The organism is Lactivibrio alcoholicus (genome assembly GCF_055390895.1).
Genome location: NZ_AP042471.1, coordinates 2,537,739 through 2,550,641 on the forward strand (window position 1 = coordinate 2,537,739; position 12,903 = coordinate 2,550,641).

Here is a 12,903-nt window from a genome sequence, read left to right on the forward strand (position 1 = left end):
GCTACCGCTTCGAGATCGCACCGAACTTGCAGGTGGCGAAGCAGGCCCCGCACTTGACGCACTTCTCCTGGCTGATGACGTGGGGTTCCTTGACCTTTCCCGCGATGGCGCCTGCGGGGCAGACCTTGGCGCACATCGTGCATCCCTTGCATTTCGCAGGGTCGATCACGTACTGCATAAGCGACTTGCACTTTCCGGCCGGACACCGCTTGTCGCGGACGTGGGCCAGATATTCGTCGTAGAAGTTGTCGAGCGTCGACAGGACCGGGTTCGGCGCCGTCTGTCCCAGACCGCAGAGCGACGTGTCCTTGATGATGGTCGCGAGTTCCCGGAGACGGCTGAGGTCCTTTTCGGTCGCCTTGCCGGCGCTGATCTTTTCGAGCATTTCGAGCATGCGTTTGTTGCCCACGCGGCATGGGGTGCACTTGCCGCACGACTCCTCGACCGTGAAGCCCAGGTAGAACTTCGCGACGTTGACCATGCAGTCGTCTTCGTCGAGGACGATCATGCCACCCGAGCCCATCATCGAGCCCGCCGCGATCAGGTTGTCGAAGTCGATGGGCGTATCGAGGAATTTCTCCGTGAGACATCCGCCCGACGGACCGCCCGTCTGCGCGGCCTTGAACTTCTTGCCGTTCCGGATGCCACCGCCGATATCGAAGATGACTTCCCGAAGCGTCGTGCCCATCGGCACCTCGACGAGGCCGACATTGTTGACCTTGCCGGCGAGCGCGAAGACCTTGGTACCCTTGGACTTTGCCGTGCCGATCGACGCGAACCAATCGGCGCCCTTGAGGAGGATCACCGGAATATTCGCGAAGGTCTCGACGTTGTTGACATTCGATGGTTTGCCCCAGAAACCGGACTCGGCCGGGAAGGGAGGCTTGCTCGTCGGTTCGCCGCGCTCGCTCTGGAGCGAGCGGATCAGAGCCGTTTCCTCGCCGCAGACGAAGGCGCCCGCGCCGTAGTACATGTCGATGTCGAACGAGAAGTCGCTGCCGAGGATGTTGTTTCCGAGCAGGCCGGTCTCGCGGGCCGCGACGATGGCCTTCTGAAGGCGTTCGACCGCGAGCGGATATTCCGCGCGGATGTAGACGACGCCCTTGCTCGCGCCGATTGCGTAGCCGCAGATCGCCATGGCTTCGATGATCGAATGGGGGTCGCCCTCGAGAACGGACCGGTCCATGAAGGCGCCTGGGTCGCCTTCGTCGGCGTTGCAGATGACGTACTTCTGGTCGGCCTTGTAGGACGCGGCGATTTCCCACTTGAGTCCCGTCGGGAATCCGCCGCCCCCGCGCCCTCTGAGTCCGGACTTCTTGACCTCGTCCACGACCTGTTTCGGGGACATCTCGAAGATCGCCTTGCCGAGGGCCATGTAGCCGTCGCGTGCGATGTATTCGCCGATGTTTTCGGGATCGATGAAACCGCAGTTGCGAAGGGCGATCCGGAGTTGTTTCTTGTAGAAGTCCATGTGCTTCGAATCGGAGATGTGTTCAGTCGTCTTGGGATCGACGTAGAGAAGGCGGCTGACCTTGCGTCCCTTGACGATGTGCTCCGCGACGATCTCCTTCGCGTCTTCGGGCGTCACCTGGACGTAGAAGGTGTTGTCCGGGGAAATCTTGACGATCGGGCCCTTCTCGCAGAAGCCGAAGCACCCCGCGATGACGACCTTGACTTCGTCGGCGAGACCCTGGGCCTTGATTTCGGCCCTGAGAGCGTCCACGATCTCCATGCTTCTGGAGGACGTGCACCCGGTTCCGCCGCATACGAGAACGTGCATCTTTATATTGGTCATATCCTGTTCTCCTTATCCGGGGGATGCCCTAGTCGTGAATGCTCTTGCTCGCCAGCGGAATGATCCCGTCCACCAGCTCGCCCTTCGCGATGTAGGAATCGAAGATCTCCGTGATGCGCTGTCCCTTCACGTCGCCGAAGGTCACGGGCTCTTCGCCGGGACGCACGATCGTCACGGTCGGCTCGGAATGGCAGTATCCCATGCAACCGGACTGAGTGAAGACGATATTCTTCATGCCACGCTTCGACGCTTCCTCCATCATTGCAGCCATCGTCTCCCTGGCGCCGGCGGCGATGCCGCAGGTGGCCATGCTGACCTTGACCTCGATGAGCTTGTCGATGTTCTGTCCCTTCTCGCGCAGCTCCGTCGCGTTCTGCATGGCTGCCTTGAGCTTGCGGAGGTCGTCCAGGGACTTTACCTTATCCATGACAGCACACTCCTTCACATGTCTTTTCCTGTCCGGAGGCCTGCGCCTTTTTTCGGTATTCCCCGATGATCCCGGCCACATCGGCCGGCTTCATGCGTCCATACACATGTCCCGCTACGATCATGACGGGTGCGAGCCCGCACGCGCCGACGCAACGGAGCGTATCCAGCGAGAATACCCCGTCGGGCGTCACCTGGCCGACGGTGATCCCGAGCAGCTTTTCGAGTTCGGCGACGATGTCGTCCGCTCCACGGACGTAACATGCGGTTCCGAGACACACGGAGATAGGGAATTTCCCCTTGGGAAGCATCGTGAAGAACGAGTAGAACTTCACGACACCGTACACCTTCGCGACGGGAAGCCCGAGCGCCGCGGCGATGAATTCCTGGACTTCGCGGGGAAGGTACCCGAAGATCCCCTGCGCTTTGTGAAGCACGCCGATGAGTCTTCCCTTCTTTTCCGGGAGTCCGTCGATGTACGTCTGGAGTTCCTTGTACCGTTCGACGTTTCCGTCACAACAGCCTGACATACCTGCGCCTCCTTGCCATGGATGTGGTATGGTACTTTGCTAATGCCCACGCTTTCACAAACTGGGACAAAAAAATAACCCTCCTCGATTCCGGCCGGTTATCCGGAAGAATCTTCGGGAGGTGTGATTTTCGGCGCACGAACACAAACAGTATACCACCGAATACCACGCTGCCGCCGCAAGAGGCTGCCGAATATACGCACTCCATACTCGGCTGCTATTGCGGAATCAATTTTATAAAACTGTCTGATTTTGTCAAGGAATAGTTGAAATTACCCTTGAGATGAGGGGGGCCTCCGGACGAAGCAGCGTTCGTACCCGAGGATGATGAGGGTCGTGATGACGGTGAGGAGGACGGCGAGCGCGTCGGCCTTCGCGATTTCGGTCGAGAGTTCGGAAACGTGCGTGTAGATCACGAGAGGAAGGATCTTCACGCCGATGCCGGTCAGGGAGAACGCCGTGCCGAATGCCCCCATGCTAACGGCGAACAGCAGGGACGACCCCGCGAGAACGGCCGGACCGATCATCGGAAGCAGTACCTGCGCGAGGATCCGGACCGGACCTGCTCCGAGGCTCCGGGCGGCCTCGAGGAGGCTCCAGTCGGCGGTGCTCCATGCGGCGGTCATCGTGAGGATCATCCGCGGGATCAGAAAGTAGCAATAGGCCGCGACGAGTCCCCTCCACGTGAACAGGAACGCGGAAAACTCGAGAGGATTGACGTCGAAGAACTTTTTGAGCAGAAGCGTCACGAAGCCGCTCGTTCCGAGAAGCACGATAAAGGCGAAGCCGACGACGAGGCCGCTGAACGTCAGCGGGATCGTGGCGAGCGTCATGATCGCGTTCCGCATTCCCGGGCCGCTCCGGTGCATCCCGTACGAAAGCGGCAGACCGATGAGGACACCGAGAAGCGTCGTGCTGACGGACAGGGCGAGGCTCGTCGTAAGCGATTCACGGTAGAGCTTCGAGACGAACATCGCCGTGTAGTTCGACAGGGAGAACCTTCCTTCGGAGAAGAGGCTCTCCCTGACGACAAGCGTAAGGGGCCAGAAGAGAAAGAGCGTCAGCACCCCCGCGAGCGGGAGAAGCAGGATCCAGGTCCGGCCCCGCGAGAGCATCTAATTCTCCCCGAGAACCTTGCTGCCCCACATCCGGGCGGCGTCCTTCTGGACGGTCTGCGCCTTGACCCAGTCGACATCTTTTGCGCGGGCGTAGTCCGCGTCGGGGAGGAACTTGTCCGCCACGTCGGGCGGGAGTTTGAAGCCCGGCAGGATCGGGCGCACGAATCCCTTCGCGAACAATCCCTGCCCCTCCTCAGAGAGGATGTAGTTCAGCCAGAGCTTGCCCGAGTTCGGGTTCGGTCCGCCCTTGACGAGCGAGAGCGCGTAGGGGGACGTGATCGTTCCCTCGGCCGGAATCACGATGTCGATCGCGTCACCGAGCCCCGCGATGTACTTCGCGCGGTACGCGTTCATGTCGTAGGTGATCCAGATGGGAATCTCGCCCTTGAGGAACTTGTCGAACTCGGTGGTCTTCTCGATCATCCGGACGTTGCCCGATTTCTGGAGAGCGGCGAGGTAATCGATTCCCGCCTCGAGCCTGTCGAGGTCGCCGCCGTGCGCGTACGTCGTCGCGATCACGATCGCGTACCCGATGCCGGTGGTTCGGGGATCGAGGTAGACGACCGACTTCGCGTACTTCGGATCGAGAAGGTCTTTCCAGCTCTTCGGCGTTTCTTTCACGAGATTTTTGTTGATGACGAAAACGACCGTGGCCTTGTGGACACAGAACCAGTTTCCCTCAGCATCCTTGAGGACATCGGGAATCTTGTCGAAGTTCGTCGGCCTGAAGGGTTCGGTGACGCCCTTCTCCTTCGCAGCCGGTCCGAAGGGCATGAAATAGTACGCAGTGTCCGCCTGCGGGTTGTTCCGTTCTTTGTCGAGACGGACGACTGTCGCGCCGCTGCCGAGGTCGTTGAACGCGACCTGAATGCCGTACCGCGCCTGATACCCGTCGAAGAGCGCCTGCCAGTTCGCCCAGGTGGGGCCCGTATCGTAGCTGTTGATGCCCTTTTCCTTCAGCGCCGATTCGAAAACCGCCTTCTCGCCCGGATAGAGTTCCTTTCCGAGGTCCTTCGCCGTCGCGGTCGTTGCGGAAAATCCCGCGAACAGCGTCACGAACGCCGCGCACACCGCCAATTTCCGGAACATGGATGTACCCCTCCCCTGAATGCCTGATATCGAAATCGGGAATCCCCGATTCCCGGTGTTTCCGTTGATGGACTGCCGTTACCCGAACAGGACGCGGACGTCGGATGCGGAGAAACGGAGTTCCGCTTCGGTCCCCGCTTCGAACGACGTCCCCTCCGCGTTGAGAACGTCCGCGAGGACCCGTTCCCCCCCGACATTCACTGCGACGCGGATCAGAGGGCCGAGGAAGATGCGTCCCTCGATCGTCCCGCGGACGAGGCGGCATCGATCGTCTCCGGGCGCTTCCCGGGCCGGGCCCGCGACGACTGCGACGCGTTCCGGCCGGATGACGAGCTTGCAGACGCCGTTCTCGTCTCCCGAAAGTCCGGGGAAGGTCATGACGCTGTCGCGCCATCGGACGCGCCCGGCCCCGAGGTACTCCGCGGCGAGGAGATTGTTGACTCCGATGAAGTCCGCGACGAAGAGCGACGCCGGCGAAGCGTAGATCTCGCGCGGCGTTCCCGTCTGCTCGATGCGCCCTTCGTGCATCAGCGCGACACGGTCGGAAATCGAGAGCGCCTCCTCCTGGTCGTGCGTGACGTAGATCGTCGTGATGCCGTATTCCCGCTGGATCCGCCGGATCTCGAAGCGAAGCGCGTTGCGGACCTTCGCGTCGAGCGCCGAGAGCGGTTCGTCGAGCAGCAGGACGTCCGGTTCGATCGCGAGTGCGCGCGCGAGCGCGACGCGCTGCTGCTGTCCGCCGGAGAGCTGTTTCGGAAATGACGTCGCCCGATCCGCGAGCCCGACGAGTTCGAGGAGCTGGGCGATCTTCGGCGCGAATATCCGTTCGGAGAGCGATCGCGCCCTCGGTCCGAAGGCGACGTTGTCGTAGACGCTCAGGTTCGGGAAGAGTGCGTAGTTCTGGAACACGATCCCGATGCGACGCTCCTTTACGGACACGCCTCTCATCGAACGTCCCCCGATCAGGACATCCCCCCCGTCGGGGGAAAGAAATCCCGCGATCAGGCGCAGTGACGTCGTCTTACCGCATCCGGAGGGACCGAGAAGCGAAAGGAACTCTCCTTCGCCGATCGTCAGCGAAACGTCGCGCAACGCATCGAACTTCCCGAACCGCTTCGAGACGTTTTCGAGCCGGACGGTTTTCATGTGCGCTCCGGCTCCCCGGCGAGACGGAACGCGAGGCTGACCGCCTCCGCGGGATCGGCTGCGGTGTGCGCCGCTGCGGACACGCCGCATTCGTCGACCGGATCCCATGTGCTGAGGAAGACGACGGGCTTGCCGATCTTGAGCGCGAGTCCGATTTCGGAGAGCGTCCCCGGTCCGCCGCCGATCGAGATGACCGCATCGCCAGACGAGACGACGACCACGTTCCGCGCTTCGCCGATGCCGGTCGTGACGGGAATCGTGACGTATGGATTCGCCTCGCCCCGATTCGTCGGCAGGATCCCGACGGAGATTCCGCCCGCCTCGCGGACTCCGCGACAGACGCCTTCCATAACGCCTCCGCGCCCGCCGCAGACCACGACGGCGCCCGCCTCCGCCAGGAGACGCCCGACGCGGAGCGCGAGATCGTACTGTTCCGGGGTCGCGACGGATGCTCCGATGACGCTGATGATTCGTTCCGCAGGATTCATGACATCCTCCTCGGAGAAAATTCTCGTATGGCCGCCCGGGGTCATGCGCCGACGATCTCGGCCTGGCCGCCGCCTCCGAATATCTTCCGAAGTACCAGAACGCCGGTCAGGCTGAAGAGGCTCAGGAGAACGAGCAACGTCGTCGCCGCGCAGGCGAAGCCCGTACTGACGTAGAACGCCTGATAGAGGACGACGGGGTAGGTCTGGCTCGCGGATCCGGTGACCATCACCGCGAGCTGGAATTCGCCGAGAGACATCGCGAATGTCATGAGTGCGCCGGAAGTCAGCCCGGGCAACAGATTGGGGATGAGAACCCGCTTCGTGACGAACCACGGCGACGCGCCGAGCGACGTCGCGGCTTCCTCGAGCGTGTTCCAGCGGAGGAGCTCAAGGTTGGCCATGAGCGGCCGGAGCATGAACGGGAGCGTGTAGACGACGTGTGCGGCGAGGAGGAGATGCCACGTGCCGACGAGCGAGAAGGACGACCAGTTGAACGCCTGCACGAATCCGAGCCCCATGACGACGGGGGGAATCGCGATGGGCAGCAGGATGACGAAGTCGAAAAGCCGCCGGAGCCACGGCTTCCGGAGCGTGTGGACCGCATAGACCGCCGGAATGCCGATCGCGGCGTTGAGAACGGCGGAGAGCGACGCGACGAGAAGGCTCATCATCATCGCCCGGACGTACATCGCCTTCGAGAACAGGTCGAGATACCACCGCCAGGTGAAGCCGGTCGGCAGGAGCGTACCGAACCATTTCTCGCCGAACGACCCCACGAACATGAGCAGGATCGGCGCGAGAACGTATGCGAAATAGAGGCAGAACAAAACTCCCCAGAAAGCACGTCGAACCATGCCGCGCACCCTTCCGTACGTTCCTGGCGGCGAAACCCGGAAGTGTGCACCGCCAGAACGGGATCTGGACGAATGGGTTCATTGTTGCGATCACGTAAGAATTGTACATTATATTGACGGGAAGGCAACGACCGCGGGGTGTGAAAGGAAAAAAACGGAGGTCTCAGGCGGAGGAGGCTGACTGCTCCCCGAGAATGCCGATTCCAGCGCTCGTCCCGATGACATCGGCTCCCGCGTCGAGAAATGAGAGGGCGTCGGCGAGCGTACGGATTCCGCCGGAAGCCTTGATGCGTCTCCTGCCGCGGAGGCGTTCGCGGAGGAGCCGGACATGTTCCGTCGTGGTGACTTTTCCGGAAAATCCGGTGCCGGTCTTCAGGAAGTCGGGACCGGGCCCGGAGAGGGAAATGTCGCAGAGTAGGGCGATCTCTTCGGCGGACAGGAGCGGAGTTTCGATGATAAGCTTGAAAATACGCGCACCACACGCTTCGCGCAGCGCGCGGATCTCCAGCTCGACGGTTTTCCAGTCGCCCGAACGGATCGCGTAGACCGGAGCGACGATGTCGAGATCGCTGACGCCCGAAGAGACGTACGTCTCGACTTCGCGGAGCTTGACGGACAGGGGAACGGTCCCGTGGGGGAACCCGACGACGGCAGAGACACCGCAGGCCGTTCCCGAACACGCCGACACCGCCAAGGGAATAGCCCACGGGGGAACGACGAGCGTCCGGAACGAAAAAGGAAGACTTCGTTCGAGAAAATTGCCAACATCCTCGCGTGTCGTATCGGAGCGAAGGAGGGTATTGTCGATCTGTGATGCGGATATTGCGCTCGCGTGAGGCATTGCCTCCGGATTCTCCGGGCGGGCGTCACACAAACGTATCAAGTCCGTCGTCGTCCTCGTCGTCATTCCGACGACGCTTTTCGAGGGCATATTCGAATGCACGTCTGCCGTCTCGATAGTCCCTCTTCCGGTTCTTCGGCTGAACGCGTCGGCTTGGAATCGGGAAGACGTCTCCCCGAACGGGATCGATTCGCTCCGTCATGTCGCCATCCTCCCCGTCGATGAAAATCTGATCCTTCTGAATACTCATCGGCAATTCGGAAGTCGAAATGAACGAATGTATTCGATTCGCCCGGAGATTCCCGGGATGCTGAGCGGGCCGCGCGCGGTTTTCCGGTCCCCGCTGCACCACGATATATCGCGGAGTTATTTCTCCCCAGTGTTCGAATTCCTGTTGCGGAGCTTCATAACAATCATGACAATACCAATAACCGCCATGATGCCAAGCCAGATAACAGTCATCTTGTTCACAGACGCCACCTCCCCCTGTGACGAGAGAATTACACGCGTGCGTTTTGTACGGCCCGAGCGCTTCCTGGGCGGAAACAGGAAAGACGATAGATAAAAATGAAAATCATTATCACTATTGAGAGTACCATTCCATGGGGAAGATGACAAGGCAAAACCCGAGAAAAAGCATAATGCAAAATTGGGAGAGTTCATAAGGGAATACAATCTGCGGGAACGCGCAACATGTCGCCATCTGTTTGCCACCGCGGGGAGACGGTTGCCGGCAAAAAGGTCCGCCTGATATCCGTCGGGGTGTGCTGTATCCGGAAGGGGACGGAAACGACTTTTGTCAGGCGACGAGGGACGGCATGGAGAACGGAGACGCCCTATCCGCACCTTTCGCCATGTTCCACGCGCTGTAGGCCCTTCCCGCCTCGGTTCGCGAGATTTCGCGCTGGGCGCGTGCCTTTGCCGAGGCCGCCTTCGCGGCGACGGAAATATCCTGGGGAGACGGATCGCCGGCTGCGAGCGCGGCGCGCTGAACCTGGTCCATGATCCGCGCCGTTTCTTCCGGAGTGCGTCCCGCCGGAGCCGAAATCGGAACCTCGCCGCCCGTGATGTACCTCTTGCCGTCGGGGCCGGTCGTGTAACTGTATGAGACGGGGCCGGCGTACTGTCCCCCTGCGGCCTTGTGAGCCGCCTCGTGGGAAATGACGTCCCGTTCGATCGCCTTGAGCTTCTCGATCGCCTGCCGGACCTTCGGGGAGTAGGTTGCGTTCCTGTCGGCCGTCGAGAGCGGGCGGAGAGGCATTCGTCCATTCCGGTTCTCTTCGTCCGGCTCGGATGTCGTTTCGACGGAAACGCCCTTTGCGCCGCCGTCGATACGGTCGACGATTTTCTCCGGTCCCGAGATCGTGATGGAGATCGACGTGACGTATCGCTTTCCGTCTGTTCCGACCGTCGTATGTTCCTGCGTCCGCACCGATGCGCCGGCCGCCAGCGCCCTGATCCTGCGCTCCTGGGCCAGGACCTGCGCTTCGGATCTCAGAAGTTCCGGATCTCTTTGAATGCCGGCGGCGAGAGCGACCACGACAGAATCTCCTTTCGGGGAATACGTTCAACTATCGATATTGTACAATGACACTGAAAGAAAAGACAGCCGCGACGAAAGCGGGGAGGGATTGCGAATGACGGATCGGATTCTGTTCGACAGGATGCTTGACGTGATCGAACGCGACATCGTCCCGCTGACCGAGGCGGGGGTCAGACGGGGTGACAAGGTCTTCGGAGCCGCCGTCCTCAGGAAGAGCGATTTTTCCCTGGTGATCGCCGGAACGAATCATGAAAGCGAGTGTCCCCTCTGGCACGGGGAGATATACGCGATCAGGGAGTTTTATGCGATGTCCGATCGCCCCGCTCCGTCCGAATGCCTCTTCCTCTCGACGCACGAACCCTGTTCGATGTGCATCTCCGCGCTCGCGTGGTCCGGGTTCGACAGGATCTGCTACCTGTTCGGATACGAAAGCACGCGGGACGACTTCAACATTCCGCACGACCTCCAGATTCTGCGGGATGTCTTCGGGTGTCAGGCGCCGACGCGGAAGAACCGGTACTACGAGATGACGTGGCTTCTCGACATGATTCCTTCTTTCGACGATCCGGGAAGCGCCTGGGCGCGATACGAGGACCTCCGCGGGACGTACGCGCGCCTGTCGGCCGTGTATCAGGCGGGAGAGAAGAAGATGGTCCGCTCGTGAAGGAGCCGGCGATTTGAGCGGGTCATCTGCGGCAACCCGGGGCGCGGGGCGTTCCGCACCGGATATTTCTTGCCAGGCACTCGGAGCAGACTCCGAAGATCTGGATCGACTGCGGTGAGATTTCGAACCCCTCCTCGGCTGCCCATACGGACAGGACGCGGAGCTTGTTTTCCTGTTCGCCGAAATGCCGGACGCGTCCGCACGATGTGCAGAGCAGGTGGAGTGTCACATCCCTGCCGGGGACTTCGTAGCGATTGAATCCCTCTCCGAGATTCAGCTGGCGGACGAATCCGGCATCCTCGAGGACGAGAAGCGTCCGGTACAGCGTCGCGAATCCGAGCGTCGGATCCTTCTTCTGCGCGAATTGGAGGAGTTCCCGGGCGTTGGAGTGCACCCCCTGGTTTTCGACGAGCGTTTCGACGATGATCCTGCGTTGTTCCGTGATGCGGAATCCCCGTTCCCTGAGGTTTTTGAGAAGTTCCTGTACCTGATTCCCCGCTTCCTCGGACGTCATAGGACTCTTCCTTTCTTGCCTTTTCCGGCGGTTGGCATATCATACAGATATCGCGCCGGACTGTCCAAGGGAACGGCGGGAAAAGGCGACCTCCGGCATCGCCCGAACACCCCGCCGGAAGAAGTTGTTCGCGCGTTTCCGAACGGAATCTCGCGATTCACGGGGGAAATGAAACGATTATCGGAATCAGGGAGGTTTTTCGATGTCCTTTTTCGCGCGTTATGTTGCGCCGGTCATTCTCATCCTGTGCGGCCTGACTCTGATCTACGCGGGAATCCGAAAGATCCGCTTCGGGTACCAGGGCAGGGGAATCATGGATTTCATATGGGCGTGCGTTCTTTTCGTGATGTCCTGGATCATGGCGGGATCGTCGTGAATTTCCGTATTTCCTCGCATGTTGGCTGGCTTTGAAGTATGATACCCTCGCTTTCGATCCGGAAGCATTCAAGACACACACCAATCGGAGGAGGAACCTCAACGTGAAACGAATCAGCGCATGTGCTTCTGCAGCGATTATGGTCCTTGCGGCCTGCGGTTTTGCTCTGGCCGAAGCTCCCGTGTCCCCGGACGCCGCCCCTGCGGCGGTGACGGCTCCGTCTCCCGCCCGTCCCGCTCCGGAAACCGTCCTTGCGAAGGTCGGCGACAGGGAGATCCGGGAAAAGGACGTCGACGACATCCTCGCGACGCTCGATCCGCAGCGCGCTGCGATGTACGACACCGAGCGTGGGCGGAAGGCCGTCCTCGACGAAGTGATCACGATGGAGGTCTTCTCGCTCTGGGGGAAGGAAAACGATGTCGAGAAGGATCCGGAGTTTTCCAGGGCTCTCGACGCGATGCGCAAGGATCTCGTCCGCTCGTTCGCCGTGAAGCGTCTTTTCAGGGACGTCGCGGTATCCGATCAGGACGCCAAGATGTTTTACGACAAGAATCAATCGGCGTTCGCGGTTCCCGAGAGCGTGAAGGTGAGCCATGTTCTCGTCAAGGAAGAGGCCGAGGCGAAAAAGGTGCTCGACGAAATCAAGGGCGGGCTCGCTTTCGAGGAGGCCGCGAAGAAGTATTCCTCATGCCCGTCGAAGGAGCAGGGCGGGGATCTCGGCTACATCCAGAAGGGGCAGACCGTTCCCGAGTTCGAGACCGTTGCCTTCGCGCTGAAGAAGGACGAGATGTCTGCGCCCGTGAAGACGCAGTTCGGATGGCACGTCATCAAGCTCTTCGACAGGAAGGCCCCGGGAACGAAACCGTTCGCGGACGTGAAGGATGAAATCAAGACCGAACTGCTGAAAGACAAAAAGACGAAGCTGTATACCGACGAGGTCGCGAAGCTTCGCGAAAAGTACAAGGTCGAAGTCGTTTCGGCCGACGTCGCGCCGAAGAAATAGCGCGCCGGACTCGAAAGGACGCCAACGGAAAAAGGCCCGGGGTCAGCCCGGACCTTTTTCCGTTTCCTCCTCGAGAATCCTGATGAAGTGAACCACGAGTTTACGGACGGTCGTTCGTCATGGCGTCGAACGCGGCGGCGAGCGCGAGCATCCTGCATTCGAGCGGGATGTCGTGTTTGCTGAGGCCGATCGGATAGCCGCTTCCGTCCCGGCACTCGTGGTGTTTCAGGATCCAGTCGGCGACCGGAAGCACGTCGGGAGTCGAAAGCGCGATCCTGTGCCCGATCTCCGAGTGTCCCCTCATGACGACGAGTTCCTCCTTTGTGAGCGGACGGGGCTTGAAGAGGATGCTGTCGGGGACGCCGACCTTGCCGATGTCGTGGAACTTCGCGAAGAGCGTGAGGTCGGCGCGCAGCCGTCCGGAGAAGCCGAGAGACGTAGCGAGCCTGTCGACGTGGCACTGAAGGCGGTCGGCGTGTCCCTCCGTAATGAAGTCCCTCGCTTCGAGCATCGTCA

At 60.8% G+C, this 12,903-nt stretch carries 16 protein-coding genes; 3 read left to right on the forward strand and 13 right to left on the reverse strand.

The window, feature by feature from the left end; all coding sequences use genetic code 11:
* Nucleotide 1: 1 nt before the first annotated feature.
* The 11 genes from ACZ5IU_RS11615 to ACZ5IU_RS11665 form a co-directional block, all read right to left on the reverse strand.
* Nucleotides 2-1,795: an NADH-ubiquinone oxidoreductase-F iron-sulfur binding region domain-containing protein gene (locus ACZ5IU_RS11615; RefSeq protein ID WP_464417468.1), complete on the reverse strand. Its 1,794-nt coding sequence runs from the start codon at nucleotides 1,793-1,795 to the stop codon at nucleotides 2-4.
* A 28-nt stretch (nucleotides 1,796-1,823) separates the two neighbouring features.
* A complete protein-coding gene (locus tag ACZ5IU_RS11620; protein ID WP_464417470.1) occupies nucleotides 1,824-2,222 on the reverse strand; it encodes a (2Fe-2S) ferredoxin domain-containing protein in 399 nt (132 codons plus the stop codon).
* Nucleotides 2,215-2,751 carry an NADH-quinone oxidoreductase subunit NuoE family protein gene (locus ACZ5IU_RS11625; RefSeq protein ID WP_464417472.1) on the reverse strand — a complete coding sequence of 179 codons (537 nt, stop codon included), beginning with the start codon at nucleotides 2,749-2,751 and terminating at the stop codon, nucleotides 2,215-2,217. Before ACZ5IU_RS11625 ends, ACZ5IU_RS11620 begins: the two co-directional genes overlap by 8 nt.
* A gap of 272 nt (nucleotides 2,752-3,023) precedes the next feature.
* The gene (locus ACZ5IU_RS11630; RefSeq protein WP_464417474.1) at nucleotides 3,024-3,866 is read right to left on the reverse strand and encodes an ABC transporter permease subunit; all 843 of its coding nucleotides are present in this window, start codon (nucleotides 3,864-3,866) and stop codon (nucleotides 3,024-3,026) included.
* Entirely contained in the window at nucleotides 3,867-4,958 is a 1,092-nt protein-coding gene (locus ACZ5IU_RS11635; protein WP_464417476.1) for an extracellular solute-binding protein, read from the reverse strand.
* Between the two features lie 78 nt (nucleotides 4,959-5,036).
* On the reverse strand, nucleotides 5,037-6,104 hold the full coding sequence (locus ACZ5IU_RS11640; RefSeq protein WP_464417478.1) for an ABC transporter ATP-binding protein: 1,068 nt from the start codon (nucleotides 6,102-6,104) through the stop codon (nucleotides 5,037-5,039).
* Entirely contained in the window at nucleotides 6,101-6,592 is a 492-nt protein-coding gene (locus ACZ5IU_RS11645; RefSeq protein WP_464417480.1) for a TIGR00725 family protein, read from the reverse strand. The genes ACZ5IU_RS11640 and ACZ5IU_RS11645 overlap by 4 nt, the downstream gene beginning before the upstream one ends.
* Nucleotides 6,593-6,633: 41 nt before the next feature.
* Entirely contained in the window at nucleotides 6,634-7,446 is an 813-nt protein-coding gene (locus ACZ5IU_RS11650) for an ABC transporter permease (protein WP_464417482.1), read from the reverse strand.
* A gap of 163 nt (nucleotides 7,447-7,609) precedes the next feature.
* Entirely contained in the window at nucleotides 7,610-8,287 is a 678-nt protein-coding gene (gene deoC / locus ACZ5IU_RS11655) for a deoxyribose-phosphate aldolase (protein ID WP_464417484.1), read from the reverse strand.
* A 25-nt stretch (nucleotides 8,288-8,312) separates the two neighbouring features.
* Nucleotides 8,313-8,489, reverse strand: a complete 177-nt coding sequence (locus ACZ5IU_RS11660) for a hypothetical protein (RefSeq protein ID WP_464417486.1) — start codon at nucleotides 8,487-8,489, stop codon at nucleotides 8,313-8,315.
* A 597-nt stretch (nucleotides 8,490-9,086) separates the two neighbouring features.
* The gene (locus tag ACZ5IU_RS11665) at nucleotides 9,087-9,827 is read right to left on the reverse strand and encodes a putative metalloprotease CJM1_0395 family protein (protein ID WP_464417488.1); all 741 of its coding nucleotides are present in this window, start codon (nucleotides 9,825-9,827) and stop codon (nucleotides 9,087-9,089) included.
* A 97-nt stretch (nucleotides 9,828-9,924) separates the two neighbouring features.
* Between ACZ5IU_RS11665 and ACZ5IU_RS11670 the strand changes: the two genes are divergently transcribed.
* Nucleotides 9,925-10,494 (forward strand): deaminase, encoded by a 570-nt coding sequence (locus ACZ5IU_RS11670; RefSeq protein ID WP_464417490.1) that lies wholly within the window; start codon nucleotides 9,925-9,927, stop codon nucleotides 10,492-10,494.
* 22 nt (nucleotides 10,495-10,516) lie between these two features.
* Here the strand turns inward: ACZ5IU_RS11670 and ACZ5IU_RS11675 are convergent, their stop codons facing one another.
* Nucleotides 10,517-11,008 carry a Fur family transcriptional regulator gene (locus ACZ5IU_RS11675; protein WP_464417492.1) on the reverse strand — a complete coding sequence of 164 codons (492 nt, stop codon included), beginning with the start codon at nucleotides 11,006-11,008 and terminating at the stop codon, nucleotides 10,517-10,519.
* Nucleotides 11,009-11,210: 202 nt separating this feature from the next.
* On the opposite strand from ACZ5IU_RS11675, the gene ACZ5IU_RS11680 reads away from it, so the two are divergent.
* Entirely contained in the window at nucleotides 11,211-11,384 is a 174-nt protein-coding gene (locus ACZ5IU_RS11680; RefSeq protein ID WP_464417494.1) for a hypothetical protein, read from the forward strand.
* Between the two features lie 103 nt (nucleotides 11,385-11,487).
* Complete coding sequence (locus ACZ5IU_RS11685) at nucleotides 11,488-12,387, forward strand: foldase protein PrsA (protein WP_464417496.1); 900 nt, start codon at nucleotides 11,488-11,490, stop codon at nucleotides 12,385-12,387.
* A gap of 100 nt (nucleotides 12,388-12,487) precedes the next feature.
* Here ACZ5IU_RS11685 and ACZ5IU_RS11690 read toward each other — a convergent pair whose 3' ends face one another.
* Complete coding sequence (locus ACZ5IU_RS11690) at nucleotides 12,488-12,898, reverse strand: HD-GYP domain-containing protein (protein WP_464417498.1); 411 nt, start codon at nucleotides 12,896-12,898, stop codon at nucleotides 12,488-12,490.
* Between the last annotated feature and the right edge of the window lie 5 nt (nucleotides 12,899-12,903).

Bases quoted from the DNA above. Each gene is read 5' to 3' on its own strand.
- ACZ5IU_RS11630 (WP_464417474.1), bottom strand. From the start codon at position 3,866: ATGCTCTCGCGGGGCCGGACCTGGATCCTGCTTCTCCCGCTCGCGGGG.
- ACZ5IU_RS11620 (WP_464417470.1), bottom strand. From the start codon at position 2,222: ATGGATAAGGTAAAGTCCCTGGACGACCTCCGCAAGCTCAAGGCAGCC.
- ACZ5IU_RS11680 (WP_464417494.1), top strand. From the start codon at position 11,211: ATGTCCTTTTTCGCGCGTTATGTTGCGCCGGTCATTCTCATCCTGTGC.
- ACZ5IU_RS11635 (WP_464417476.1), bottom strand. From the start codon at position 4,958: ATGTTCCGGAAATTGGCGGTGTGCGCGGCGTTCGTGACGCTGTTCGCG.
- deoC (WP_464417484.1), bottom strand. From the start codon at position 8,287: ATGCCTCACGCGAGCGCAATATCCGCATCACAGATCGACAATACCCTC.
- ACZ5IU_RS11615 (WP_464417468.1), bottom strand. From the start codon at position 1,795: ATGACCAATATAAAGATGCACGTTCTCGTATGCGGCGGAACCGGGTGC.
- ACZ5IU_RS11640 (WP_464417478.1), bottom strand. From the start codon at position 6,104: ATGAAAACCGTCCGGCTCGAAAACGTCTCGAAGCGGTTCGGGAAGTTC.
- ACZ5IU_RS11625 (WP_464417472.1), bottom strand. From the start codon at position 2,751: ATGTCAGGCTGTTGTGACGGAAACGTCGAACGGTACAAGGAACTCCAG.
- ACZ5IU_RS11670 (WP_464417490.1), top strand. From the start codon at position 9,925: ATGACGGATCGGATTCTGTTCGACAGGATGCTTGACGTGATCGAACGC.
- ACZ5IU_RS11650 (WP_464417482.1), bottom strand. From the start codon at position 7,446: ATGGTTCGACGTGCTTTCTGGGGAGTTTTGTTCTGCCTCTATTTCGCA.
- ACZ5IU_RS11690 (WP_464417498.1), bottom strand. From the start codon at position 12,898: ATGCTCGAAGCGAGGGACTTCATTACGGAGGGACACGCCGACCGCCTT.
- ACZ5IU_RS11660 (WP_464417486.1), bottom strand. From the start codon at position 8,489: ATGACGGAGCGAATCGATCCCGTTCGGGGAGACGTCTTCCCGATTCCA.
- ACZ5IU_RS11645 (WP_464417480.1), bottom strand. From the start codon at position 6,592: ATGAATCCTGCGGAACGAATCATCAGCGTCATCGGAGCATCCGTCGCG.
- ACZ5IU_RS11675 (WP_464417492.1), bottom strand. From the start codon at position 11,008: ATGACGTCCGAGGAAGCGGGGAATCAGGTACAGGAACTTCTCAAAAAC.